This window comes from Stenotrophomonas sp. AG209 (assembly GCF_003550055.1).
Classification (GTDB): Bacteria; Pseudomonadota; Gammaproteobacteria; order Xanthomonadales; family Xanthomonadaceae; genus Stenotrophomonas.
On sequence record NZ_QXDB01000004.1, the window covers coordinates 360,967 to 385,072 of the forward strand.

The following is a 24,106-nucleotide window of genomic DNA, read 5'->3' on the forward strand; positions in this document are numbered from 1 at the left end:
CGGGCAGGCTCAGTCGCCGTGCTGGCGCTGGTAGACCAGCAGGTCCAGCGCCGGGGCCTGGCCGGTCAGCTGGGTCAGCTGGGTATGCACCTGCCCGCGGTGATGGGTCTGGTGGTTGAACCAGTGCGCTAGCCCGGCGTCCACCCGTTGCAGCTGCGGTTCGGGCGTGGAGACGCGCCGATAGGCGACACGGGTCGCCAAGGCCGCGTCGGACAGCCCAAGCACGAACGCGACGATGCCGGCATCTTCCTCGATCCGCGCCTGCTGCAGCCGGGTGAAATCGGTGAACAGCAGCGTGTCGAGCGCATATCCGGTATCGCCTTGCCCGGCCAGCCGGCGCAGCCAGATGCGATCCGTCACCAGCAGGTGGTTGAGCGTACCTTCGACGGAACCGAAGAACGCGCCGCACGGCCTACGGTAGTCCTCGTCGGGCAACGGCTCCACGGCGGCGTACAGGCGCTGGTTGGCCCAAGCGTTGTAACGGGCCATGGTCTCGAAATGGCGCTTGAGGGTTGCCATGCGCGGATGGTCGTGCCCGGCGCGGGCGCCGTCAATACAGCAAAAACCCGGGCGGCCGCAGCCGCCCGGGTCCCCATGCACCGGTCTTCCCGAATCAGGTCTGGATCAACGGCCCTGCGCGGCGCCGGCACCCGCACCGGCCTGCTGCGCGGCCACGTAGGCCTTGTACTCGTCGGCGCTCAGCTCGCCGTCCTTGTTGGTATCGGCCTGGTCGAACACCTGGGCCAGGCCGGCGTTCACCTGCGCCTCGGTCTTGCTGATGGTGCCGTTGCCATCGGTATCGATGCTGGCCCAGGTCTGGCCACCGCCGTTGGCCTGCGCCGAGGCCGCTGCGGCCGCGTCGGTCGCCTGGTCAGCCGCCTGCCCGGCCTGTGCCGCCGCCTGCTGGGCCTGCGCCGCTTCATTCTGCGCATGCGCGGCCTGCTGCTTGGCCGACTGGGCCATCGCCGGGATGGCCAGCACGCTGCCGGCGGCGACGATCAGGGCGATCAGGGGCTTGCGGTTGCGAATAGTCATCAGGGGTGTCTCCTACCAATTGGGTGGTGTTGCGCGGCCTGTTGTTTCCGCACGGCACCTACCCTGCCACCGCCTTTCTGAATCGATTTTGGGCCGCGACCGGCCTCCACACGCACGATTAACCACTCGCCTCCACGCATGCTTTAGCGCGCTGGTTAGCGTCGAGTGAGCGGCTCATAAGATGCGCATTCAGCGCCTCTGGATTTAACCGGCAGGCAACGAAAAACCTGCGTCAGTCGACGGTTTTTTCCAATGACCGCGAACTGAACAACACCCATCCCAGGGCGACACCGGCGAGCGCCCCGGCGATTTCCAGCACGACACGGCTGCCAAGTTCGTTCGGATCGTGGATGGTGGCCAGGAACAGGCGCGCGTACAGCGGCGACTCCAGCCGCACGATGCCCATGTAAAAGAGCTTCCACGCATCGATGCCGGCGGAGGCCACCACCGAAATGACGCAGGACCAGCCAATCGCATGCCCCACCGTCCAGTGCAGCAGCCGGCACAACCGCGACCACAGGAAGTACACCAGCAGGCCGACCAGCAGCGCGATGGCGCCGGCCTCCAGGGTGCCGAGCAGGCCGAAGTGCAGGGGAAGGTTCATCGGGCGGGCTGGGATGAGAAGGCGGCCAGTGTAAGGGATCTGCCCCGGACCCGATCCGGTGGCCACGGTAGATCCACGCCATGCGTGGATGAATCTCCATCGAGATCGAATATCTCGACGATTGAAAAAAGAGCAGCCGAGCATCGGCTCGGCTTTACAACGGACTCCGCGGGAAACTGTCAGAGGCGGGGCGGTACCGGAGTGCGGGGTGTCAGCCGCATGGATGCGGCTGCCAAGCCTCCATGGACGGATTTACGGCGTCCCCGCACGCCGGCACCGCCCCGCCAACCCACGGAACGCACGCTGTTGCTGTTGATTCGGCCGTTGCCTCTGCAGGTGCAGGGCGCAGCCCTGCCGAAACCCCCTAGAGCACCGGAACGTCGTACGCGGTGCCGGGATCCGGTTCTGGCTGCAGGGTGTAGTGCCACCACTCCTGCGGATAATTGACGAAGCCCCGCCGCGCCATCGCGCGCACCAGCTGCTGGCGGTTCGCCTGCTGCGCATCGCTCAATCCGCTGGTCTGCGTATGCGCGCGTGGTCCGAAGAAATCGAAGTCGGTGCCCATGTCCAGCGGCGTACATGCACCGCTGCGGCAATCCAGCAGCCCCAGATCCACCGTGGCGCCGCGGCTGTGTCCGGAACGTTCGGCGATGTAGCCGTCGGCCAGCAGCCGCGGCTTGTCCAGATCCGGGTACTGCAATGCCTTGCGCGATCGCTCGCGCGGGTCGTTCACCCAGGCCATGAAGGCCTGCACCGAGCGCACCGGGCGGTAGCAGTCGTAGATCCGCAGGCCGAATCCATCTGTGCGCAGGTCCTGTTCCACCTGCGCCAGCGCCTTCGCCACCGGCGCCAGCAGATAGCACGAAGGCGCCTCGTAGCCCGGTACGCGCGCGCCAGTGAAGTTGTTGGCGCTGGCGTAGCGGATGTCCATGTCGATTTGCGGTGCCAGCGATCGGATTTCAACCAGGCCGGCGCTGGCGGCATCGGTGGCCGGCGAAACGCGCGGCGGCTCAGCGGCGCTGGCGCTCGCTGCCAGCGCAGTCGCCAGTACGAGTGAAATGCAGGTCCTGGAAGTCATAGCTGAAGTCGATGTCCGGGTCGATGGCACGCAGGTCCAGTGTGGGCGGTGCACCGTCACCGGGCTGCAGCCAGGCCTGTGCGTCTTCGCCCAGCGTATCCCAGCGCAGCAGCCAGCGCCCCTGCAACTGCAGCACCGTGGCCTGCAGTCGGGGCGACTTGTCGACGCTGAAACGCAGGCCGTCCTCGCCCGGGCACAGTGACGCCGCACCCAGCCACGAATCGCGGTAGCGGCCCTGCCAGCGTGGCAGATCAGTACGGCTCGTCTCCTGCGCCGCAGCGGTGGATGGGCGCGAATGGCCGCTCGCCGCCCGCGTTGCCTGGTCAGCCTTCAGCTCAGCCAGGTACGCCATCGCCGGACGCGCATCGTCGGGGGTGGTGAAGCGCTTCAGCGCTGCCTGCATCAGCGCTGTGCGCGCATCCTCGCCTTCACCGTTGATCAGCATCACCACGCCCACCTTCCGGTCGGGCAGCAGCGCCAGCGATGAGTACATGCCCGACAGCGTGCCGGTGTGCGCCACCTTCCACTGCCCGTCCATGTCGGACACGCGCCAGCCATAGCCGTAACCGTAGAAGTGCGCGTTGTCCCAGCGCCGCTGGCGCTCGCCCAGCGGCATCGGCATGTGCAACGTCCACAGCGTGCGGCGCTGTTCACTGCCCAGCCAGTCCGGCACCACGGCAGGATCCAGCAGCACCTGCATCCAGCGCATCATGTCGCGCAGCGAGCAACGGATGCCACCGGCCGCCATCGACGGCAGGTCCGGGCTGATGTCACGGTCGGCGTTCGCCACCTCATTGCGGTCACCGCGCCAGGCATGCGGTTGCGCCACGTTGCCCACGCGCTTCAGCGACCACGCGCCCACCTGACAGCGTGACAGGCCCAGCGGCTCGAACACCTGCTCGCGCATCAACTGGTCATACGGCTTTCCACCGGCCGCAGCGGCCACTTCGCCCGCCACTACATACATCAGGTTGTCGTAGGCGTAGTGGCTGCGGAAACTGCTGACCGGCTTGAGATGCGCCAGCCCGGCGATGATATCGGCGCGGGTGAACGCGTTCGGCTCCGGCCACAGCATCAGGTCGCCGGCACCCAGTCCGAGACCGCTGTTGTGGATCAGCAGGTCACGTACCTGCATCTGCTGGCCCACCCATGCGTCGTACATGCGGAACTCCGGCAGATGGCGCTGCACCGGATCGTCCCAGCGCAGCTTGCCCTGCTGCACCAGCCGCGCCAGCAGCGCGGCGGTCATCGCCTTGCTGTTGGAGGCGATCTTGAACAGCGTGTCCTCGTTGATGCGGCCGCCATCACCACGCGCACCCTCGGCGCGCTGGTAGACCACGCGCCCCTGTTCGACCACGGCCATGGCCAGCCCGGGCAGATGCTCGTGCTGGACCACGGCCGCGACGTCGGCATCGATCGAGGCGGTCGCGCTCGTCTGCGCCGCCGCAACCGGAAAGACCGCCAACGCCGCCATGCAGAAGCAGCGTCGAGCGTGCTGGGCTGGCTTCAGTACGCCCATGTGACGGTCAGCTGCGCATAGCGCGGTGACTGGAAGCCGGTGCCGTAGCGGTACAGCGGATTGGGTGAGCCGATGCCGTTCTGCGGCTCGTAGTCCTGGTCCACGGTCACCACCCGCTGCTGGTTCAGCACGTTGTACACCGCCAGCTTCAGGCGCAGGTCGGTGGGAATCGGCACCTTGTAGGAAACGCTGACATCGAGATCGTAGGTCCACGGCGTGCGCCCATCACCGCCGCGCGGCGAGTGTACGAACACACGTTCGGATGGCACCGTAGCCTGGCAGTTGGACACGCAGACGTAGTAGCTGTGGAAATCGGTCGCATCGAACGGATTGCCGGCACCGAAGCGGGTGATCGGGCTGCCCGACTGCACGCCCAGGGTTGCGGCCACACTCAGGTTCTCGGTCAGCGCATAACTGCCACGGAACTTGAACTGATGGCGGCGATCATTGGCCAGGTAGCCATAGCCCCGGTAGTTCACCCACGGATTGTCGAAGTTCTCGGTGCGACCGGCATCGGCGAAGTCGGTATCGGAGTTGACCGGCCCCTCGGCGTTGCCGCGGCCATAGGCCAGCGTATAGGACGCATTGAAGCCCCACTTTCCGTCCCATGCGCGGTCGACCTGCAGCTCCAGCGCCTTGTAGTCGCGCTTGGGTTTCACCCAGCCGCGCTGGCCGACATAGTTGCCGTTGTCGTCATACAGCGCCCAGCCTTCCTTCGAGGTGTCGATGCTGATCCAGCCATCGTTGCGGCCATCGCAGTCGGTGTCGCCCCACACGGTGTTGGTACGCCCCGGGTTGCCCATGATCCACACGCTGTCGATGGCACCGCACTGCCCGGTGGCGGTGATGTTCATGTCATCGATGGCGTTGTGCAGGCGCCGGTAGGTCACGCTGGCGCCGACCGACCAGGCCTCGTTGATCATCTGCTGGAAGCCCAGGATGGCTTCATCCTGGTAGACCGGGTCCATGTCCCGGTTCACTTCCGCACGCAGGTCCGGCACGCTGCCGTCGCCCTGCGAGTTGTCCACCGGGCCGATCTGCGCGCCCAGGTTGGGGATGTTGTTGGCTGCACCGGTGTAGCCGAGGAATTCGTACCAGGTGCGCTCGTCGAGGAAGCCACCGGCCTGCTTTATGTTGATGACATTGGCAACCGGCAGGAAGTAGCGGCCGAGGTTGCCGAACACCTTGGTGGTGCCATCGCCGCGCACGTCCCAGGAGAAGCCGGCACGCGGGGCCAGCATGTTGTCGATCTTGATGTAGCTGTTGCCGTCGCCGCCCTTGTTGTCGAACGCCTCCATGCGCAGGCCGAGATTGAGCAGCAGGTTCGGCGTGACCTGCCAGTTGTCTTCCAGGTAGTAGGCCGAGTTGATGGTCTTGAACGCACCTTCCACTTCATAGCGGCGGGTGCGCACGACCACGCCGCTGGCTGGCACCACGCCACCGTTCAGCGAGCTGCCGGGGGTACGGTAGTAGATGTCGTAGCGGAAGCCGCCCGGGCCAGGGTAGGCGCGGCTGTAGTCGGACGTATTCTCTTCCCGGTCCAGGCCGAACCGCAGCAGATGGTTGCCCAGGGTCCATTCGAAGTCCGCGCGCGCCGCCTTGCGCGTATCCAGCGCCGACTCCAGCTGCGAGCTGCTGGTGCAGCTGCGGTCGCCCTGCAGCGACGGCGGCACACCCTGGCCGGCCGTGCGGTTGTCGAAGACGCGGTTGCAGTTCTCGTCCATCAACGAGCTCTGCACGCGGTTGCGCTTGTTCTCGCCGTACATCAGCTTCATGGTCAGATCGTTGTTGACCTGCCAGCTGTAGGTGCCCGACCAGTTGCGGCCACCCACGGTGTTCATGATCTGGTTGGCACGCTCGCCCACGCTGCTGCCAAGGTCGTAATCGTAGGCATAGACGTCGGTGAGCGTCTTGTTGCGGTCGGAGAAGCCGAACAGTGAGAACATCTGGTTGTCGGTGATGCGCCAATCGATCTTGCCGCCCCAGAACGGATCATCCGCCTTGCCCTGGTTGAAGCGGGTGCCGGCGTCGTTGGTCGATGTCGGGCGGTAGTCGCGGGCTTCGTACATGCCGAAGAAGAACAACCGGTCCTGCACCAGCGCACCGGAAGCGAACACGTTCAGCGCACTGCGGCTGTAGTCGTCGCGGCTGGCGGTGATGTAGCGGCTGCCGTTGCCGTCGTAACGGTCACGCGCCTGCGACTGCCATGCGCGCGGCTCGAACACCAGCTCGGCGCCGGCCTTGAAGTCATTGCTGCCCGAGCGGGTCACCGCATTGATGACACCGCCGGTGCTGCGCCCGAACTCCACCGAATAGCCGCCAGTCTTGACCTGGAACTCCTGGTAGAACGAAAACGGCACCGACGAGAAGCCGACCCGGTTGTAGAAATCGGTGACGTTCAGGCCATTGATGTAGACCGTGTTCTCGGCCACCGACGAACCGCCGAAGGAAATGCCCTGCCCGCCCAGCGACCCCTTGCCCTTCACCGCACCCGGTGCCAGCAGCGCCACGGCGGTGATGTCACGGTCCACCGGCAGGCGCGAGAGTTCCTCGCGGGTGATGTTGGTAGCCGACTCGGTGGACTTCACATCGACCATCGACACCACCTGCGGTGCCCGCACCTCCACCGTGCCCAGCGTGCTGACCGCGCCGAGCGGCACGTTCACCGTGGTCGCGCTGCCGAGGCTGACGGTCACCTGGCCAACGCGGCTGGCGCCGCCACCGGGCAAGCCCACCTCCATCTCGTAGGTGCCTACCGGCAGCAGCGGAATGCGGTAGCTGCCGTTGGCCTCGGCCTGCACGGAGCGGACGAAACCCGTTGCCGGATTGCGTACGGTCACCGTGGCGCCGGCCGGCACCTGCCCGGCCTCACTGACCAACCGGCCAACCACCGAACCATCCTGTGCGAATGCGCTGGGCGCGATCATGCCCAGACACGCCCCAAGGGCGACGCACAACGCCGCCCGCTTGATGCTGTAAGCCTTCATCCCCTGCTCTCTCCTGCAAGAATTGAATGGTGTGGAGTGCGATGTGTCGCGCTAGCGTTGCCCGGCTGGCAGTACCCGCCACTGGAAGTCGTAGCTCCATTGGTCGAAGTACAGGTTGCCGCCTGCCCACTCGGCCTCGCCGCGCTGCGAGTCGACCGTTTCCGAGCGGAAGTGCTGCTTGGCCGGCACCAGGGCCTGGCCGAAATCATCGTTGAAGGCGATGCGGTAGCCGTCGAGGCCACCCAGGTAGAAATCGCGCAGGGCCGGCACGTCGCTGGCCAGTGCGCCGGTGGTCACGTCCATCGGCAGCCATCCATACGGCGCCAGGTAGACCTGCCCCCAGTCATGCAGGTTGTTGTAACCACTGCCATCGCCGGAGAACACCATGCCCGACTGCCAGCGTGCGGGAATGCCGTTCATACGCAGCAGCGCGATCAGCAGCAAGGTCTGCTGCCCACAGTCGGCATGCCCGGCATGCAGCGCGTAATCGCTGATGTTGCTGATCGTGGAGTATTCGCGCGCACCGGCCCATGGAATGCGATCCACGGCAGCAAACAGCTTGCGCACCACTTCATACGGGCGGGTTTCCCCCTGCAGCACCTGGTCGGAGAACAGCTTCAGCGCAGGAGTGAAGCGCACATGTGGCAGCTGCTCGGCCAGATAGGGCTTCAACGCCGGATCAGCCGGGGTCGGCTGCACCCTGGCCGGATCAATCGCGGTATGCCGGGCGAAGATCGTGACCGCATAGCGGACCTCGAAGCGGGTCGGCTGCCCGGCCACCGCTTTGGCTTCCAGATAGGCCGTGCGCTGCAAGGTGCTGGCCGGTGCCACCCGCGCCTTGCCCGGGCTGCCGCCCAGCCACTGCACCTGCTCCTGCTGGCCCGGGATCTCGCGCGGGTACGGAATCCAGGCGCGTACGGTTTCGCCGGCCGGCACGGCATCGGCCTTCACCGTAAGCGATTGGGTGAATTCGATACGCTGCGGCAGCACCGACGCCTGGCCACTCTGTTCGGCCGCGGCAACCACGCGCGCGTGGTGTGCGTTAAGCACTTCGTTGGGGCCCGGAGACGGCATCGGTGCATCCGCGCGGCGACGTGCACGTGCTTCGTCGCTGAGCAGGAACAGGTTCGATGGTGCGCGCTTGAAGTACCAGCGCTCGCCATCGATATCGAGATGCTCGATCAGGCCAAGCTGGTCCCAGCGCGCGAATTCCTCGTCGGTCAGGTCGGGAATCCAGCGGCGCACGGCCGCCTTCGCGGCTGCCTGGTCCAGGCTGAAATCCAGACGGATGCGGCGCATGCGCTCGAACTGGAAGTCGGCCGGCGGGAAGACGCCTTGCGTGGCAAACGCCATGACCACGCTGTTGAACTGGCCACTGTCGACCCAGTCGATCAGCTGCCATTCCCGCTCACGATCGATCGCCAGATCAAGCGCACTGCGGGGATCCTTTGCCCCCGCCGACCACGCCCACAGCAGCAGCGCGGCACACAGGCCGGCGGTGGCAGGCAGACGCGGTTTGCGAACGGCAGGATCCACAGCGACACTTCCCCAGCGCGGGTGGTAACGGCTGTGTAACACGGGCCGGGATGCCGGTCAATAATTTATTCTTGCTTTCGATGCCAAAAGGAATAAATATTCCAACAGGCATTCGAGGAGGGTGTGCAGCGCATGATCCTGGCTTCCCGCGAACGGCATCGGCATTGGCCACGCCGCTTGACCCTGGCCCTGTGCCTGCTGGCCGCACCGGCCTTTGCACAGGCGGCACCGCTGCCCGACCCGGGCGCGCCGCTGCCCTATGTGATCGGCCTGCACGAGGCCTACCTCACCCCGCAGTACTGGGCCGCGCGCCTGGACAACGCCGACGTGTCGATCCTTGACCGCGGCCAGATCGAGGGACAGAACGTGCGGATGCAGGCGCAGGACAGCCACATCCAGGACATCGCCGCATTGCCAGCCCAGCTTGATGCGGCGACGGTGCGTGCCAGCATCACCGCGCTGTCGAGCTGGCCCAGCCGCACCCTGTACAACGACAAGGGCCAGGCCATCGCGCCGGCAGTGCGCAGCATGATCGAAGCCAACCTCGGCCTCGATGCGATTCCCACGCAGGTGGCACCGCAGTATGGGCTGGTGGTAAAGCGCGCGGCACTGCGCACCTTCCCCACCCGCGAGCGCGTGTTCAGCAGCATCGGCGACACCGACATCGATCGCTTCCAGGAATCGGCGCTGTTCCCCGGCGACAAGGTTGCCGTGGTCCATCGCAGCGCCGACGGCCGCTGGCTGTTCGTGCACAGCGAGCGCTACAGCGCGTGGATCGAAGCCGAGGCCATTGCCAGCGGCGACAAAGCCACCGTGCTCGGTTATGGCGCCAAGGGGCCGTACCGGATCGTCACCGGCTCCACCGCGCAGACCGCCTACACCCCGGAAGAACCGCGCGTCTCGCGCCTGCAGCTGGACATGGGCGTGCGCTTGCCGGTGCTGGCCGACTGGCCGGCCGCCGAACCGGTGAACGGCCAGCAGGCGCATGCGTCGTGGGTGGTGCAGTTGCCGGTACGCGAAGCCGATGGTCGGTTGAAGCTGGTGCCGGCGCTGCTGCCACGCTCGCAGGACACCGCCGCCGACTACCTGCCGCTGACCCCGCGCCTGCTGCTGCAGCAGGCCTTCAAGTTCCTCGGCGAGCGCTACGGCTGGGGCCACGACTACGACACCCGCGACTGCAGCGGTTTCGTCTCCGAGATCTACCGCAGCTTCGGCGTGCTGCTGCCACGCAATACCAGTGCACAGGCGGTCAGCCCTGCCCTGGATCGCCTGCCGTTCACCGGCAAGGACGGCAAGGCGGTGCGCGACCGCGCCGTCACCGACCTGCAGGTGGGCGACCTGGTCTACATCCCCGGCCACGTGATGATGGCCATCGGCCACGTCGACGGCCGCACCTGGGTCATCCACGATACGGCGGGCGGCAGCTGGTTCGGTGCCGACGGCACGCGCGTGCAGGCCCATCTCAATGGTGTTTCGGTCACGCCGCTGGAACCGATGATGGCCAGCGATACCGTCCGCTACATCGACCGCATCACCAACATCCAGCGCCTGCGCGCCAAGACTCCTGAATGAAGATCACTGCCATCGAACTGGGCATGCTGCGCGTGCCGCTGAAAACGCCGTTCAAGACTGCCCTGCGCACGGTGGAAACCGTGGAGGACGTGGTGGTGCTGATCCGTACCGACACCGGTCACACCGGTTACGGCGAGGCACCGGCTACAGCGGTGATCACCGGCGATACGCACGGCTCGATCATCGAAGCGATCCGCCACTTCATTGCCCCGCGCCTGATCGGCCAGGAGGTGGTCAACCTCAATCGCCTGTGTGGGCTGGTGCAGACCGCGATGGAGCGCAACACCAGCGCCAAGGCCGCGGTGGAGATCGCGCTGTACGACCTGTGGGCGCAGCTGCACGGTGCACCGCTGTACCAGATGCTCGGCGGTGGCGACCCGGTGATCACCACCGACATCACCATCAGCGTGGACTACATCGACAAGATGGTGGCCGACTCGCTGTCGGCGATCGAACGCGGCTTCGAGTCGCTGAAGATCAAGGTCGGCAAGGACATCGGCCTGGACATCGAACGGGTCAAGGCCATCCACGCCGCGGTGGAAGGCCGCGCCCTGCTGCGGCTGGATGCCAATCAGGGCTGGACCGCCAAGCAGGCAGTACATGCGATGCGCACGCTGGAAGAGGCCGGCGTCGTGCTGGAACTGCTGGAGCAGCCGGTGCAAGCAGCCGACATCAGCGGCCTGAAGTACGTCACCGACCGCGTCAACACGCCGGTGATGGCCGACGAAAGCGTGTTCAGCCCGAGCCAGGTGATGGACCTGATCCAGCAGCGCGCGGCCGACATCATCAACATCAAGCTGATGAAGACCGGCGGCCTGTCCAACGCGATCCGCATCGCCGACATCGCCGGCATCTACGGCGTGCCGTGCATGATCGGCTGCATGATCGAGTCCAGCATCAGCGTGGCTGCGGCCGTGCACCTGGCCGTGGCCAAGAGCGATGTGATCACCAAGGTTGACCTCGACGGCCCCTCGCTGGGCCAGTTCGACCCGGTCAGCGGCGGTGTGCATTTCAACGAATCGGAGATCAGCATCAGCGACGTGCCGGGGCTGGGCATCACCGAAGTGCGTGGGCTGGAGATGCTGGGGTGATCTCTGCCTTGCGGCTGACGCTGCGTGTCACTGACGTTGGGTCGCGCGTTACTTTTCTTTTCGCGAAAAGAAAAGTAACCAAAAGAAACGCTCCGCCATCCGCGAGCCGACGTGCTGCGCACGCCGGTGCCCTGCGCTCCTCGGTCCGTCGAGGGACGGCGCGGAACTCGCTGCGCTCAGACACCCGCGCCTCTTCGCCCTCGCCGGACCTGCGGTGCTCGGCTCGCTACAAGACGGACTCAACGTCAAAGGCAACAACTGCACCCCGTGGATCCACGCCATGCGTGGATGCTCCTGCTTCTGCCCTACCTCGTAACCCCTTCGCGGCTGGCACGCGCGCGATCTGTCCGGGGTCGGGCGGGTGGGGCTTGCAGGGGTGTCCGCGCCATGGGCCCGAGGCATGCCTCGGGCGGGTTGGGCAGAACGCCCAACCCCGGTCTTGCCGTTTGCGCAGGACAGCGCAAACGAGCAAGCGCGGCCAAGCCTACACGGACGTACTTGCGGCGTCCCCCGCAAACCCCACCCGCCCGACCCACCCCATAATTCGCTTTACGCTGCCAACCGCAACGCCTTTGCAGACACCCGGACACCCCGCATGCCGCCCCTGCTGAAGATCCGTTCCGAGCGCGGGCAGATGTCGGCCATCGAGCGCCGCATCGCCGACTTCATCCTCGACAATGCCCACCTGCTGCGTGACTACTCGTCCCAGCAGCTGGCCAGCGCACTGGGCATCAGCCAGTCCAGCGTGGTGAAGTTCAGCCAGAAACTCGGCTTCAAGGGCTATCCGGACCTGAAGTACTCGATCGGCCAGGATGTGGCTCGCGCCGGTGCCGATCCACAACAGGCCCCCAGCGAACCCGACAGCGGCGACGACTACCTGCGCCTGGGCGAGGCCCTGCGCCGCAGCAAGGCACAGGCCGAAGAGGAAACACGTCAGGCCAATCCACGCGAGGAGATCGAGCGCATCGTGCAGCTGCTCGACGGTGCGCCCAAACTGTTCGTGTACGGCCTGGGTGACGACGGCCTGTATGCCCGCGAATTCGCCATGCGGCTGTCGCTGCTCGGCCTGCTGGTGGTGCCGCACACCGACCCGGTCCTGATGCTGGCCAACCTCTCGGCCGCACGTCCCGGTGATGCGCTGCTGGTGTTCTCCGAGTTCGGCAATCTGCCGCAGCTTTCGCAGCTGTCACGGCAGTTCCAGGACATGGGTGGCAAGGTGATTTCCATCACCCGCCACACCGCCAACCCGTTGCGCGCGCATGCTGATGCGGCACTGGCGGTCTGCGCGCACGACCGCACGCCGCAGGTCGCGCAGCTGCTGTACCGTAGCGCCATGCACGCCCTGCTCGATTTCCTGTTCGTGCTGCTCTGCCACACCAATCCGGATCGCCAGCAGCAGCTTGCGGTGAACCTGGAGCGGATCGACCACCTGCTGGATTCCTGACCGGAGCGCACGTTGATGAGATCGCTGGTCCGCCTTGCCACTACTGCACTGCTGCTTGCTGCGGCGGTGTCCGTTCACGCAGCGCCGCTGGATGGCGCACGCCAGCTGATCGTGGTCACCAGCGAAGGCTGGGACAGCACCCAGGGGCAGCTGCAGGCCTATGTGCGCGACGGCAAGGGCTGGCACACGCACGGACAGGCGTTCCCGGTTGCGCTCGGTCGAACCGGCAGCGCCTGGGGACTGGGCCTGCATCCGGCACAGGCCGATGGCCCCCAGAAGCAGGAAGGGGACGGTCGCAGCCCGGCCGGCATATTCGCGCTCGGCAGTGCGTTCGGCTATGCCGTCACCCGCCCCGGCACCGCGATGCCCTACCAGCCGATGCTGGACAGCAGCTACTGCATGGACGTGCCCAGCTCGCCGTTCTACAACCGCATCGTGGATGAAAAGAAGGTCGGCAGTGCAGCGGTCAAGGGCTCCACCGAGCCGATGCGGCTGGACCTGCACAACAAGGGCGATGTGCGCTACCGGGAAGGTTTTGTAATTGCCCACAACCCTGGCAACCAGCCCGGCAAGGGCAGCTGCATCTTCGCCCATCTCTGGCGCCAGCCCGGTGAGGCCACCGCTGGCTGTACCGCCATGCCGCAGGCGCGCATGCAGGCGCTGCTGGACTGGCTGCGGCCGCAGGATACGCCGCGCTTCGTGCTGCTGCCGCGCGCCGAGTACACGCGCCTGCAGGCCCAGTGGCAGCTGCCCGCACTGCGCGGAGACGCCCGTTGAGCGCGCAGGACGAACCGCAGCTGCAGCGCGCGGTCAGCCGCTGGCAGATCGTCGGCCTGTCGATCAACGATGTGATCGGCAGTGGCATCTACCTGCTGCCGGCCGCCACCGTCGCTCTGCTCGGCCCGTTCAGCCTGTGGGGCGTGGTCGCCGCTGGCATCGTAGTAGCGCTGCTGGTGCTGTGCTACGCGCAGGCCGCCAGCTATTTCGACGAGCCCGGTGGCAGCTACCTGTATGCACGCGAGGCGTTCGGGCGATTCGCCGGGTTCGAGATTGGCTGGATGATCTGGCTGACCCGCATCAGTTCGGCGGCCGCACTCAGCAATGCGCTGGCCGATGCGGTCGCGCGCTTCTGGCCGTGGGCCGGCGCCGGCATGGGTCGCATCGCGGTGATCGTGGTGTCGCTGGGCTTCCTCACCGGCGTCAACATCATTGGCGTGCGCTCGGCTGCGCGCACCGGCGTGGTGCTGGTGATCGGCAAGATGCTGCCGCTGCTGCTGTTCGTGGCCATCGGTGCGTTCTACATCGATCCACAGCTGGCCTTCTCCGGCCAGCGCCCGGACCCGCACGACCTGCAGCGCATGGGCGAAGCCGCGTTGCTGCTGCTGTACGCCTACGCGGGCTTCGAGAACATCCCGGCCGCCGCCGGCGAGTACCGCAATCCGCGCCGTGATATTCCGTTCGCACTGATCACCATGATCATCACCGTCACCGTCATCTACGGCGCGGTGCAGGTGGTGGCGCAGGGCACGCTGGCCGGCCTGTCCAGCTCGGCGACGCCGCTGGCCGATGCCGCCGCCGGCTTCGGTGGCGAGGCACTGGCACTGATCCTGACCATCGGCGCCACCATCTCCATCCTCGGTACCAACAGCAACACGATGATGATGGGCCCACGTTTCCTGTTCGCACTGGCGCGCGATGGCTACGGGCCGAAGATCCTGGCGCAGGTGCATCCGCGCTTCCACACCCCGGCAGCATCGATCCTGTGCCAGGGCCTGATCGCACTCGGCCTGGCCCTGTCCGGCTCGTTCGTGCAGCTGGCCCTGCTGTCGATGACCACGCGCCTGTTCGCCTACATCGGCACTGCCGCGGCGGTACTGGTACTGGCCAAGCGCTACGCCGACCGCCCCGGTGCGTTGAAGTTGCCGGGTGGCCCGCTGATTCCGGTGCTGGCGCTGCTGCTGTGCCTGGCGCTGTTCGCCAGTGCCAGCTGGCAGAACATCGCTGCTGCACTGGTCGCGTTCGCCATCGGCGCGGTGATCTACAAGCTGCCGCGCAAGGATGCCGACGCTGGGTGAGCGTAGCGCCGGGCCATGCCCGGCGGATTGATCTGGCGATCACGCTGCGGGACCGGGCCGTTAACCGCCACGCAGGCACGATCAGGCTTCGTCCACAACGGAGCCCTTCCATGACCGAGTACCAGATTCCCGGCCGCGTACCGGACGACAGCACACCGCGCGACGCGGTCAGCAACTACTGGCGTGAGCGCTACACGGCCGAGCCTTACTACGACGACCAGTTGTTCTTCGAGGACTACGAGCCGGCCTACCGGATCGGCCACGCAGCGCGTGCGCAGGACATGATCCGCGCCTACGAGGAAGTGGAACGCGAGCTCGAATCACGTTGGGCCAGCGAACGTGGCCGCAGCCGCCTGGACTGGGCGCAGGCACGCAACGCGGCGCGTCGTGGCTGGGAGGAAGCTCAGCTGGCGGATCCGCGGTTGAAGCGATAGCGCCAGGCTGCGGTAGAGTCGAGCCATGCTCGACTGAGCCGAGCATGGCTCGGCTCTACACCGGATCGATCAATCCTGTTCCGGCAGCGGCGGCACGATCGCACTGCGCTTGCTCTCGCCGCCACCGGCGGCGATCAGGTCGCGGGTGTTCTTCTGCACCGCCACCGCACCGAACAGCGACAGCGCGTACGCCATGCCATAGAAGCCCTTCTCGCTCGGCGCCAGCGTGGCATTCCACAGGCCGACCAGCAGCAGCATCAGCGCCGACAGCAGCGCGAACCAGCACAGCGCGTAGTACAGGCCACTGACCGGAATGTCTTCAACGCGGTCGCGCACGCTCTTCTGCAGCGACACCGCCGCGAACAGGCCGAACAGCAGCAGCGTCAGGTAGTAGCCCTTCTCGTTGAGCGCCATCGTGGCGTTGAACAGGCCGATCAGGTAGGCCGCCGCACCCAGCAGCAGGGCCACCCAGGAGGCGGCAATGAAGGCGGTGGACGGCTTGTGGGGCATGGCAGTGTTCATTGCAGATCCTTGGCAGGCAGACGGGCACGCTTTGCCCGGGCGTGCCCACCCTAGACGATCCCGCTGCCGTCGCACAGGGGGGCGCAGGACCTTCGGGCCACGACGGTCACCGCTGCAGTGGTATACAAGGGACAGCCCGGCCATCCGCATCCCCGCCCTGGAGATACCCATGACCCGCACGCCCCTGCTGCTCGCCCTCGGCCTCGTGCCGATCCTCGCCACCTCCGCCTGCAATGCCGCCGATCCCACCGCCAATGGCGCCCAGGCTGCTACGCCGGCAGCCACACCGGCTGACCAGCGCCCGTTCACCGCCACCGAAGTCAGCCGCTTCGACCAGCCCTGGGCGATGACCTTCCTGCCCGACGGCAGCCTGCTGGTCACCGAAAAGCGCGGCAAGCTGCAGCACCTGGACCTGGCCAGCGGCCAGAAACACGAGATCACCGGCGTTCCGAAGGTTGCCTACGGTGGCCAGGGTGGTTTCGGCGACATCATCCTGCACCCGGACTTCGCCCGGAATCATGTCATTTACCTCAGCTACGCCGAGGAAGGCACGCTGGACACCCGCGGTGCCGCCGTGGCCCGCGCCACGCTGGCGCTGGACGCCTCGGGTGCCGGCCAGCTGAAGGACCTGAAGGTGATCTGGCGGCAGAGCCCCAAGGTCAGCGGCGAGGGCCACTACGGCCACCGCCTCGCCTTCGGTCCGGACGGCAAGCTGTGGATCAGCTCCAGCGAGCGGCAGAAGTTCGATCCGGCCCAGGACATGGGCAGCAACCTCGGCAAGATCATCCGCCTCAACGACGATGGCAGCCTGCCCGCCGACAACCCGTTCGCCTCCCAGGGCGGGGTTGCCGCACAGGTGTGGTCGCTGGGCCACCGCAACATCCTTGGCATGGCCTTCGATGCCAACGGCAAGCTGTGGGCGCACGAGATGGGCCCGGCCGGCGGCGACGAACTGAACCTGATCGTGCGCGGCGCCAATTATGGCTACCCGATCGTTTCCAACGGTGACCACTACGACGGTCGACCGATTCCCGATCACGATACCCGGCCGGAATTCGCCGCGCCGAATGTGACCTGGACGCCGGTGATCTCGCCTGCCGGCTTCGTGATCTACAGCGGCAGCCTGTTCCCGCAGTGGAAGGGCAGCGGCTTCATCGGCGGCCTGTCGTCCACGTCGCTGGTGCGCGTAGCCTTCGATGGCGACAGCGCGCGCGAAGCCGAGCGCTTCAACATGGGCGAGCGCATCCGCGAAGTGGAACAGGGCCCGGATGGCGCGCTGTGGCTGCTGGAAGATGGCAGCAAGGCACGCCTGTTGAAGCTCACGCCGAAGACCTGATGCCCCGGTAGTGCCGGCCGCTGGCCGGCATGTTTGCCCGCAACGGCCCCGCACGCGGGGCCGTCCGCATTCACTGGATGGTGATGACCTTCACTTCGGTCTGCGCACAGGCCTTGTCCAGGCACTGCCCGTTCAACCACACCTGGCCATCACCGATCATCACGCCCTGCTGGTTGACGAAGACCTTGCCGAAGTCCTGTTCGGACACCGCCTTGACCACCGCCGGGGTGATGATCTTCTCGTAGTTGCGCTGGAACTCACCGGGGCCGGTGATCTTCTTTCCGCCGCTGATGTTCAACGGGAAGCGCACCTCTTCCACCACCGCAGCGCGATCACCGCCGACCACCGCGGTCTTGAACGCGTTGAAGACCTTTTCATACTGCGCGGCATCACCGAGCACGCTCTCGATTCGCGCACGTGCATCTTCAGCAGGCGCGTCCGCTGCAGGGGTAGCCGGTGCAGCTGCAGCGGGTTCAGCAGCAGGCATCGCCGGTTCAGCCGCAGGCGTCGCAGCAGCACCGACCTTCATCGGCGGCGGCGCATCCACCGCAGGCTCGGCCGGCGGCGCCGGCTGCGAACAGGCCGCCAGCAACAGGGCGGGAATCAACACAGCGATCGTGCGCATGCGGGGCCATCCATCGGTTCAAGAACACCGATGGTAGCGCCGCCGCAGTGAGGACAACAAAAAGGGGACGGAGGGGATTAAGTCGTTTTGGCACAAACGACTTAATCCCCTCCGTCCCCTTTTTGCGTTGGTCAGCCCTTCAGCAGCTCGAACTGCACGGCGTCACCTGCCGCCGACGAGGCGCAGACCCACAGGTCGAAGTGGCCCGGCTCGGCACGCAGCACACCATCGCGGCCGGTGAAGGCCAGCTGCTCGCGGGTCAGGGTGAACACCACCTCAGCCGACTCGCCCGGCTGCAGCGCCACCTTGCGGAAGTCCTTCAGTTCGCGCACCGGACGTACGCGGCTGGCCACGCGGTCATGGATGTACAGCTGCACCACTTCTTCACCGGCCACGTCACCGCTGTTGGTCAGCGTGGTGGTGACGGTCAGGGTGTCGTCCCAGCCGAGCTGGCCCGCACTCAACTGCGGCACGCCGTAAGCGAAGCTGGTGTAGCCGATGCCGTGGCCGAACGGGTACAGCGGCTCATTCGGGATCTCGCGCCAGCGGGCCTTGAACTCCGACATCGTCGGCAGTTCCGGGCGGCCGGTGCGCGGGTGGTTGTAGAAGTACGGCTGCTGGCCGGACACCTGCGGGAAGCTGACCGGCAGGCGACCGGACGGGCTGTAATCGCCGAACAGCACATCAGCCACCGCATGGCCGGTCTGCGTGCCCAGGTACCAGGTCACCGCCACGGCCTGTGCATTGCGCACCGCCCCCTGCAGTGCCAGCGCACGGCCATTGCGCAGCAGCACCACCAGCGGCTTGCCGGTCATCGCCACGGCCTCGGCCAGCGCCTGCTGTGCCGGCGGCAGGGTGATCTCCACGCGCGACTGCGCTTCACCGCTGTAACGCTGCGGTTCGCCCAGCGCCAGCACCACCACGTCGGCGCGCAGCGCGGCGGCCACGGCCGCTTCGGTGCCGCCCGGAATCGCGGCTTCCAGTTCGCAACCCGGCACGATCTCCAGCAGCGCCTCGTCGCCGATGGCGGCACGCACGCCGGTTTCCAGGTCCACATAGCGCTGCTTGTCGCCGAACAGCGTCCAGCAGCCTTCGATGTTCTCGCGGTCCTGCACGAACGGGCCGATCAGCGCGATCTTCTGCCCGCGCTTCTGCAGCGGCAGCACGTTGTCACGGTTGTTCAGCAACACGATCGAACGGCGCGCGGCATCGCGCGACAGCGCGTCATGTGCGCCGATGTGCGAAGTATCCGCTTCGCGCGCCGGGTCCAGCGAACGGTACGGGTCGTCGAACAGGCCGATGGTTTCCTTCAGCCACAGGATGCGGCGCACGCCTTCATCCAGCACCGCCATCGGCACGTCGCCGCTCTCGACCAGGCCCGGCAGGTGTTCGGCGTAGAAGCCGCTCTGCATGCTCAGGTCCAGGCCGGCGGTGAACGCCTTGGCAGTGGCATCACGGTCATCGGCGGCATAGCCGTGCGCGACCAGCTCCATGTCGGCGGTGTAATCGGAGATCACCACGCCCGGGAACTTCCACTCACCGCGCAGGATGTCGGTCAGCAGCTCGGCATTGGCGCTGGCCGGCACACCATTGATGTCATTGAACGAGGACATCACGGTGATCGCGCCCGCATCGAAGGCGGCCTTGAACGGCGGCAGGTGCACGTCGCGCAGGGTCTGCGGCGAGATGTCCACCATGTTGTATTCCATGCCCGCCATCACCGCGCCGTAGGCGGCGAAGTGCTTCGGCGTGGCCAGCAGCGAATCGGCGGCGCGCAGGTCGCTGCCCTGGAAGCCACGCACGCGGGCGGCGGCGAACGCACACCCCAGCACCACGTCCTCACCGGCACCTTCGGCGCCACGGCCCCAGCGCTGGTCGCGGGCGATGTCCACGGCCGGGGCATAGGTCCAGTGCAGGCCAGCAGCCGTGGCTTCGATGGCGGTGGCGCGCGCAGTGCGCTCGGCCAGCTCCGGCTCGAAACTGGCGGCCTCGCCCAGCGGAATCGGGAACACGGTACGCATGCCGTGGATGACGTCGGCGGCCAGGATCACCGGAATGCCCAGGCGGCTCTCCTCGGTGGCGACCTGCTGGATGCGGCGGCCCAGCTCGGCGCCCACGCCGTTGAACAGGGAACCGACCTTGCCCTCGCGCACCTGCTGCAGCACCTGGTCGGCATTGCGCACGTTGGCTTCCGGGTTCACGTCCGGGGCGAACGGGCGGACCATGTCCGCGAAGACACCCAGCTGGCCGACCTTTTCCTCGACGGTCATCTGGGCAATGAGGGATTCGATGCGATCGGAGGCCACCAGCAGTCCTTGATGAAAACGTTTACAAGCCCGGCATTCTAGCGATCCCGAGCCGTTTGGCGAGAGGTTTCGTCATTCAGTTTCAGCCACCAGCGGGGTCCGTATGGCCCCGCCGGGGGCACCGCAGCTTACTCCGAGCCGGCCAACTGGCGCTGCCCGGCCATCAACATGGCGTCGCTGGAGGCCTGGAACACCCGCAGGCCGAACGCCGGCAGGATCGCCAGCAGGTGGTCGAAGATGTCCGACTGCACCGCCTCGTACTCACCCCAGGCGGTGCTGCGGGTGAAGCAGTAGAGCTCCAGCGGCAGGCCCTCGGTGGTCGGCTGCAGCTGCCGTACCAGCAGGGTCATGTCGGTATGGATGCCCGGATGGCTGCGCAGGTAGCGCTCCACATACGCACGGAAGGTGCCCAGGTTGGTCACCCGGCGGCTGTTGACCTCGGCCACGCCCTGCTCGCGCAGGCGCCCGTTCCACTGCCCCAGTTCCTGCTCCTTGGCCTGCAGGTAGTCACGCAGCAGCGCGAATTCGCCGAGGAAGGCCAGGTCGCCCTCGTCCAGGAAACCGACGCTGTGCTGGTCCAGGTACAGCGCGCGCTTGATCCGGCGGCCCCCGGCCTCCTGCATGCCGCGCCAGTTCTTGAACGACTCGGTCACCAGCTTCTTGGTCGGGATGGTGGTGATGGTCTTGTCGAAGTTCTGCACGGTGATGGTGTGCAACGCGATATCGATGACGTCGCCATCGGCGTTCTGGCTGGGCATCTCGATCCAGTCGCCGATGCGCACGCGGCCATCGCCACTGATCTGCACGCTGGCCACCAGCGACAGGATGGTGTCCTGGAAGATCAGCATCAGCACCGCCGTGGCCGCGCCCAGGCCGGTCACCAGCGGGCCCAGCTTCACCCCCAGCAGGGTGGCGACGATGGACAGGCCGGCGGCCACGAACACCACGATCTTGACCACCTGCAGGTAGCCCTTGATCGGCTTGTTGCGCGCATCGGGCTTGCGCTCGTACAGGCTGTTGGCCGCGTCCAGCGCATGCGAGAACGCCATCGACACCGTCAGTACGGCCCACACGATGCACAGCTTGATGATGACGTTGACCAGGCTGGGCGGCAGGTCGGGGATGAGGGTGATGCCCGAGGCGATCACCTGGCTGGGCACCACGTTGGACAGGCGCGAAATCACCCGCATCAAGTGGCTGCCGCGGCCGGACTCGGCGCCCGGCAGGCGCTGCAGCAGGCGCCGCAGGCCACGCACCAGGATGCGCTTGGTCACCCAGTTGGCCAGGCCCGCTGCGATCAGCAGGGCCGAGATCATCAACGCCAGGTAGGCGCCGGGGTAGGGTTCCAGTGTGTTCTGCAGCCGTTCCAGCCACTGTACCGCCACCACCGCGTCCACCATCCGTTGTCTCCTTGCTTTGTCGTTGTTGTTGGGGTTGCCGGCCAGCGGCCGGCACTACCGGGTCAGTCCCGCGAGCGCTCGATGATCACGCCCACCGCGCGCGCGCCGCGCACCGCGCCCGGCTTGCTCAGCTTCAGGCGCAGCCACTTCACCTCGAATTCGTCCAGCACGATCTGTGCGCAGCGCTCGGCCAGGGTCTCGACCAGACCGAACTCCGATTCGCGCACGAACTGCTCCAGGCGCTTGCTGACCGCCTTGTAGTTCAGGGTGTGGGCGATGTCGTCGGTGGCCGCGGGGCGACGGTTGTCGAAGCCCATTTCCAGGTCGAACACCAGGTCCTGGCGGATCCGTCGTTCCCAATCGTAGATACCGATCAGGGCGTCGATCGTCAGCCCCTCGATGAAAACCTTGTCCATTGCGCTTACCAGCCCGAGTACAGGGGGCCATGGTAACGGCACGGCGGTGAGCCTGCCCGGAACGGGCGGTGGGTGGCCGGCAGGGGCGCGGCTCCAGAAAAGACAAAGGGCCCTGCTAGCGGGGCCCTTTGGTACTACCGTTTGTCCCCGGGGGGAGCTGTTGAACAGCTGCGGGTCCCGGTGGCGCAGGCACGCAGATTAGGCAAGGACCCGATCGCCGGTCAAGGCCAATTCCGACAGGGCAGGTCAGGTAGTCGTCCGAGGCCAAACGCAGAAAATCAGCCGCGCGGACAACGACGTTCCCTGATGGTGGTCGCCGCCCACTCTCGCGAACATCGATTCCTCCTTCACCACCGCACATGACGATGGCTCCATACGATGTACTGCGGCGCGCGTTGTCAGCGGAGCGTCTGTCTACTTACGAGAGAATCGCATCGACCTGCAGCCCCGACGTCACAGCCGAATCCCTGTACCTGTGGAACATGCGGATGTGCAGTGCACTGATGATGCCGGTCCATCTGTGCGAAGTGGTCACCCGCAACGCCGCTGCAGCTGTGCTCGCCCGGCAGCATGGCTCGCGTTGGCCCTGGAATGATGCCTTCCGACGCAGGCTGCCAACCTCGTCCTGTACTTCCGCACGTGCAGCACTGGAACAGGTTGCTGGCCGCACGACCGATACACCCGAAATCGTCGCCAAGCTGCCGATGGTGTTCTGGCAGCAGCTTTTCACCTGTCGCTTCGACGCCACGCTGTGGATACCCGCACTCAACGGAGTTCTGCGGCATGCGCCCTCAGCTCATCCCAGCGTCATCAGAAAAGCCATCCACGCGGACATCGGACGCATCCGCCTCCTGCGCAATCGGATCGCCCACCACGAACCCATCCTGGAACGCGACCTCGGTGCCGACCTGGCGGCGATCGGACGGCTGATCCACGCTCGCTGCCCGCATACGCTGGGCTGGTTGCAACGCCATGAGCGGGCGACGACAGTATTGGCGGCGTCGCCGTTGGCAGGGCGCCCGTAATGCGTCCGCCGGGTATGGCCCGGCGCTACCGGTTCCGGGGCTCACACCGCCGGCAGGGTCGCCATGTCCCAGCGCGGGGTCACATCCACCTTCGGCGGGCTGTGCTGGCCGGCCTGCAGGCGCAGCGCACCGGCGAAGGCGATCATCGCGCCGTTGTCGGTGCACAGTGCCGGCCGCGGGAAGCAGGCACGGCCGCCGAGACGCTCGGCCATCTGCTTCAGGCGCGCACGCAGGCGCGTGTTGGCACCGACGCCACCGGCCACGACGATCACGTTGGTGCCCGCCGCTTCCAGCGCGCGCTCGCACTTGATCGACAGGGTCTCGACCACCGCGTCCTCAAAGCCACGGGCGATGTCGGCACGGGTCTGCTCGCTCTGGTCACTGTCGCGCCAGGCCATCAGGACCTGGGTCTTCAGGCCAGAAAAGCTGAAATCCAGCCCCGGGCGGTCGGTCATCGGCCGCGCGAAGCGGTACGCGCCCGGCGTGCCCTGCTCGGCCAGCCTGGCCAGCTGCGGGCCACCCGGGTACGGCAGGCCCATCAGCTTGGCGGTCTTGTCGAAGGCCTCGCCGGCCGCGTCGTCCAGGGTCTCGCCCAGCAGGCGGTACTGGCCGATGGCGTCCACCGCCACCAGCTGGGTGTGGCCACCCGATACCAGCAGCGCCACGAACGGCGCTTCCGGCGGATCGTCCTCCATCAGCGGGGCCAGCAGGTGGCCCTCCATATGGTGTACGCCCACCGCCGGGACCTCCAGCGCCCAGGCCAGCGAGCGGGCCACACCCGCGCCGACCAGCAGCGCGCCGACCAGGCCGGGGCCGGCGGTGTAGGCCACACCATCGATATCGCCCACGCCCAGGCCGGCGTCAGCCAGGGTCTGGCGTACCAGTGGCAGCAGCTTGCGGACGTGGTCGCGGCTGGCCAGCTCGGGCACCACACCGCCGTATTCGGCGTGCAGGGCGATCTGGCTGTAGACCGCATGGGCGCGCAGGGCCGCGCTGCCGGCCAGGTCGGTGTCATACACCGCCACGCCGGTCTCATCACAGGAAGATTCGATGCCAAGGACTCGCATGCCTGCTATTATGACGCCCCTGCCGCCCCCTCGG

The 24,106-nt window shown here is 66.7% G+C and carries 21 protein-coding genes; 8 read left to right on the plus strand and 13 right to left on the minus strand.

Annotation, left to right across the window (positions count from 1 at the left end; genetic code table 11):
• Positions 1 to 9: 9 nt before the first annotated feature.
• The 7 genes from DFO63_RS18640 to DFO63_RS18670 all read right to left on the minus strand — a co-directional run bounded on the left by DFO63_RS18640 (position 10) and on the right by DFO63_RS18670 (position 8,759).
• The gene (locus DFO63_RS18640) at positions 10 to 519 is read right to left on the minus strand and encodes a DinB family protein (protein WP_259337447.1); all 510 of its coding nucleotides are present in this window, start codon (positions 517 to 519) and stop codon (positions 10 to 12) included.
• Between the two features lie 105 nt (positions 520 to 624).
• Positions 625 to 1,035, minus strand: a complete 411-nt coding sequence (locus DFO63_RS18645; protein WP_014035758.1) for an EF-hand domain-containing protein — start codon at positions 1,033 to 1,035, stop codon at positions 625 to 627.
• Positions 1,036 to 1,267: 232 nt separating this feature from the next.
• Positions 1,268 to 1,639, minus strand: coding sequence for a hypothetical protein (locus DFO63_RS18650; RefSeq protein ID WP_101764805.1), 372 nt, complete (start codon positions 1,637 to 1,639; stop codon positions 1,268 to 1,270).
• A gap of 364 nt (positions 1,640 to 2,003) precedes the next feature.
• Positions 2,004 to 2,717 (minus strand): M15 family metallopeptidase, encoded by a 714-nt coding sequence (locus tag DFO63_RS18655; RefSeq protein ID WP_119007564.1) that lies wholly within the window; start codon positions 2,715 to 2,717, stop codon positions 2,004 to 2,006.
• Entirely contained in the window at positions 2,650 to 4,191 is a 1,542-nt protein-coding gene (locus DFO63_RS18660) for a serine hydrolase domain-containing protein (protein ID WP_119007565.1), read from the minus strand. Before DFO63_RS18660 ends, DFO63_RS18655 begins: the two co-directional genes overlap by 68 nt.
• A gap of 32 nt (positions 4,192 to 4,223) precedes the next feature.
• A complete protein-coding gene (locus tag DFO63_RS18665; RefSeq protein ID WP_119007566.1) occupies positions 4,224 to 7,223 on the minus strand; it encodes a TonB-dependent receptor in 3,000 nt (999 codons plus the stop codon).
• Positions 7,224 to 7,274: 51 nt separating this feature from the next.
• Positions 7,275 to 8,759, minus strand: coding sequence for a transglutaminase-like domain-containing protein (locus DFO63_RS18670; RefSeq protein ID WP_119007567.1), 1,485 nt, complete (start codon positions 8,757 to 8,759; stop codon positions 7,275 to 7,277).
• 132 nt (positions 8,760 to 8,891) lie between these two features.
• Between DFO63_RS18670 and DFO63_RS18675 the strand changes: the two genes are divergently transcribed.
• From DFO63_RS18675 to DFO63_RS18700, 6 genes are all read left to right on the plus strand, one after another.
• Positions 8,892 to 10,331, plus strand: a complete 1,440-nt coding sequence (locus tag DFO63_RS18675) for an SH3 domain-containing protein (protein WP_119007584.1) — start codon at positions 8,892 to 8,894, stop codon at positions 10,329 to 10,331.
• Positions 10,328 to 11,422: a dipeptide epimerase gene (locus DFO63_RS18680; RefSeq protein ID WP_119007568.1), complete on the plus strand. Its 1,095-nt coding sequence runs from the start codon at positions 10,328 to 10,330 to the stop codon at positions 11,420 to 11,422. The genes DFO63_RS18675 and DFO63_RS18680 overlap by 4 nt, the downstream gene beginning before the upstream one ends.
• A gap of 595 nt (positions 11,423 to 12,017) precedes the next feature.
• Complete coding sequence (locus DFO63_RS18685) at positions 12,018 to 12,866, plus strand: MurR/RpiR family transcriptional regulator (RefSeq protein WP_119007569.1); 849 nt, start codon at positions 12,018 to 12,020, stop codon at positions 12,864 to 12,866.
• Between the two features lie 15 nt (positions 12,867 to 12,881).
• The gene (locus DFO63_RS18690) at positions 12,882 to 13,643 is read left to right on the plus strand and encodes a L,D-transpeptidase family protein (protein WP_119007570.1); all 762 of its coding nucleotides are present in this window, start codon (positions 12,882 to 12,884) and stop codon (positions 13,641 to 13,643) included.
• Positions 13,640 to 14,941, plus strand: coding sequence for an amino acid permease (locus tag DFO63_RS18695; RefSeq protein WP_049444533.1), 1,302 nt, complete (start codon positions 13,640 to 13,642; stop codon positions 14,939 to 14,941). The genes DFO63_RS18690 and DFO63_RS18695 overlap by 4 nt, the downstream gene beginning before the upstream one ends.
• Before the next feature lie 110 nt (positions 14,942 to 15,051).
• Complete coding sequence (locus DFO63_RS18700; RefSeq protein ID WP_119007571.1) at positions 15,052 to 15,375, plus strand: hypothetical protein; 324 nt, start codon at positions 15,052 to 15,054, stop codon at positions 15,373 to 15,375.
• Positions 15,376 to 15,444: 69 nt separating this feature from the next.
• On the opposite strand, the gene yiaA is transcribed toward DFO63_RS18700, so the two are convergent.
• Complete coding sequence (yiaA, locus tag DFO63_RS18705) at positions 15,445 to 15,897, minus strand: inner membrane protein YiaA (RefSeq protein WP_049444529.1); 453 nt, start codon at positions 15,895 to 15,897, stop codon at positions 15,445 to 15,447.
• A 169-nt stretch (positions 15,898 to 16,066) separates the two neighbouring features.
• On the opposite strand from yiaA, the gene DFO63_RS18710 reads away from it, so the two are divergent.
• On the plus strand, positions 16,067 to 17,233 hold the full coding sequence (locus DFO63_RS18710) for a PQQ-dependent sugar dehydrogenase (protein WP_119007572.1): 1,167 nt from the start codon (positions 16,067 to 16,069) through the stop codon (positions 17,231 to 17,233).
• A gap of 70 nt (positions 17,234 to 17,303) precedes the next feature.
• Here the strand turns inward: DFO63_RS18710 and DFO63_RS18715 are convergent, their stop codons facing one another.
• The 4 genes from DFO63_RS18715 to folB all read right to left on the minus strand — a co-directional run bounded on the left by DFO63_RS18715 (position 17,304) and on the right by folB (position 21,980).
• Positions 17,304 to 17,858 carry a hypothetical protein gene (locus DFO63_RS18715; RefSeq protein WP_119007573.1) on the minus strand — a complete coding sequence of 185 codons (555 nt, stop codon included), beginning with the start codon at positions 17,856 to 17,858 and terminating at the stop codon, positions 17,304 to 17,306.
• Between the two features lie 131 nt (positions 17,859 to 17,989).
• Positions 17,990 to 20,164 carry a glycoside hydrolase family 3 N-terminal domain-containing protein gene (locus DFO63_RS18720; protein WP_119007574.1) on the minus strand — a complete coding sequence of 725 codons (2,175 nt, stop codon included), beginning with the start codon at positions 20,162 to 20,164 and terminating at the stop codon, positions 17,990 to 17,992.
• A gap of 128 nt (positions 20,165 to 20,292) precedes the next feature.
• Positions 20,293 to 21,564 carry a mechanosensitive ion channel domain-containing protein gene (locus DFO63_RS18725; RefSeq protein ID WP_049444521.1) on the minus strand — a complete coding sequence of 424 codons (1,272 nt, stop codon included), beginning with the start codon at positions 21,562 to 21,564 and terminating at the stop codon, positions 20,293 to 20,295.
• Between the two features lie 62 nt (positions 21,565 to 21,626).
• Positions 21,627 to 21,980 carry a dihydroneopterin aldolase gene (folB, locus tag DFO63_RS18730; RefSeq protein WP_014035740.1) on the minus strand — a complete coding sequence of 118 codons (354 nt, stop codon included), beginning with the start codon at positions 21,978 to 21,980 and terminating at the stop codon, positions 21,627 to 21,629.
• A gap of 359 nt (positions 21,981 to 22,339) precedes the next feature.
• On the opposite strand from folB, the gene DFO63_RS18735 reads away from it, so the two are divergent.
• Positions 22,340 to 23,005: a hypothetical protein gene (locus DFO63_RS18735; protein ID WP_119007575.1), complete on the plus strand. Its 666-nt coding sequence runs from the start codon at positions 22,340 to 22,342 to the stop codon at positions 23,003 to 23,005.
• 41 nt (positions 23,006 to 23,046) lie between these two features.
• On the opposite strand, the gene tsaD is transcribed toward DFO63_RS18735, so the two are convergent.
• Entirely contained in the window at positions 23,047 to 24,072 is a 1,026-nt protein-coding gene (tsaD, locus tag DFO63_RS18740) for a tRNA (adenosine(37)-N6)-threonylcarbamoyltransferase complex transferase subunit TsaD (RefSeq protein WP_049444518.1), read from the minus strand.
• Positions 24,073 to 24,106 lie beyond the last annotated feature (34 nt).

Excerpts from the sequence above, each read along its gene's own strand:
- DFO63_RS18640 (WP_259337447.1), bottom strand. The coding sequence starts at position 519 with ATGGCAACCCTCAAGCGCCATTTCGAGACCATGGCCCGTTACAACGCT.
- DFO63_RS18645 (WP_014035758.1), bottom strand. The coding sequence starts at position 1,035 with ATGACTATTCGCAACCGCAAGCCCCTGATCGCCCTGATCGTCGCCGCC.
- DFO63_RS18650 (WP_101764805.1), bottom strand. The coding sequence starts at position 1,639 with ATGAACCTTCCCCTGCACTTCGGCCTGCTCGGCACCCTGGAGGCCGGC.
- DFO63_RS18655 (WP_119007564.1), bottom strand. The coding sequence starts at position 2,717 with ATGACTTCCAGGACCTGCATTTCACTCGTACTGGCGACTGCGCTGGCA.
- DFO63_RS18660 (WP_119007565.1), bottom strand. The coding sequence starts at position 4,191 with ATGGCGGCGTTGGCGGTCTTTCCGGTTGCGGCGGCGCAGACGAGCGCG.
- DFO63_RS18665 (WP_119007566.1), bottom strand. The coding sequence starts at position 7,223 with ATGAAGGCTTACAGCATCAAGCGGGCGGCGTTGTGCGTCGCCCTTGGG.
- DFO63_RS18675 (WP_119007584.1), top strand. The coding sequence starts at position 8,892 with ATGATCCTGGCTTCCCGCGAACGGCATCGGCATTGGCCACGCCGCTTG.
- DFO63_RS18680 (WP_119007568.1), top strand. The coding sequence starts at position 10,328 with ATGAAGATCACTGCCATCGAACTGGGCATGCTGCGCGTGCCGCTGAAA.
- DFO63_RS18685 (WP_119007569.1), top strand. The coding sequence starts at position 12,018 with ATGCCGCCCCTGCTGAAGATCCGTTCCGAGCGCGGGCAGATGTCGGCC.
- DFO63_RS18690 (WP_119007570.1), top strand. The coding sequence starts at position 12,882 with ATGAGATCGCTGGTCCGCCTTGCCACTACTGCACTGCTGCTTGCTGCG.
- DFO63_RS18700 (WP_119007571.1), top strand. The coding sequence starts at position 15,052 with ATGACCGAGTACCAGATTCCCGGCCGCGTACCGGACGACAGCACACCG.
- yiaA (WP_049444529.1), bottom strand. The coding sequence starts at position 15,897 with ATGAACACTGCCATGCCCCACAAGCCGTCCACCGCCTTCATTGCCGCC.
- DFO63_RS18710 (WP_119007572.1), top strand. The coding sequence starts at position 16,067 with ATGACCCGCACGCCCCTGCTGCTCGCCCTCGGCCTCGTGCCGATCCTC.
- DFO63_RS18715 (WP_119007573.1), bottom strand. The coding sequence starts at position 17,858 with ATGCGCACGATCGCTGTGTTGATTCCCGCCCTGTTGCTGGCGGCCTGT.
- DFO63_RS18725 (WP_049444521.1), bottom strand. The coding sequence starts at position 21,564 with ATGGTGGACGCGGTGGTGGCGGTACAGTGGCTGGAACGGCTGCAGAAC.
- folB (WP_014035740.1), bottom strand. The coding sequence starts at position 21,980 with ATGGACAAGGTTTTCATCGAGGGGCTGACGATCGACGCCCTGATCGGT.
- DFO63_RS18735 (WP_119007575.1), top strand. The coding sequence starts at position 22,340 with ATGACGATGGCTCCATACGATGTACTGCGGCGCGCGTTGTCAGCGGAG.
- tsaD (WP_049444518.1), bottom strand. The coding sequence starts at position 24,072 with ATGCGAGTCCTTGGCATCGAATCTTCCTGTGATGAGACCGGCGTGGCG.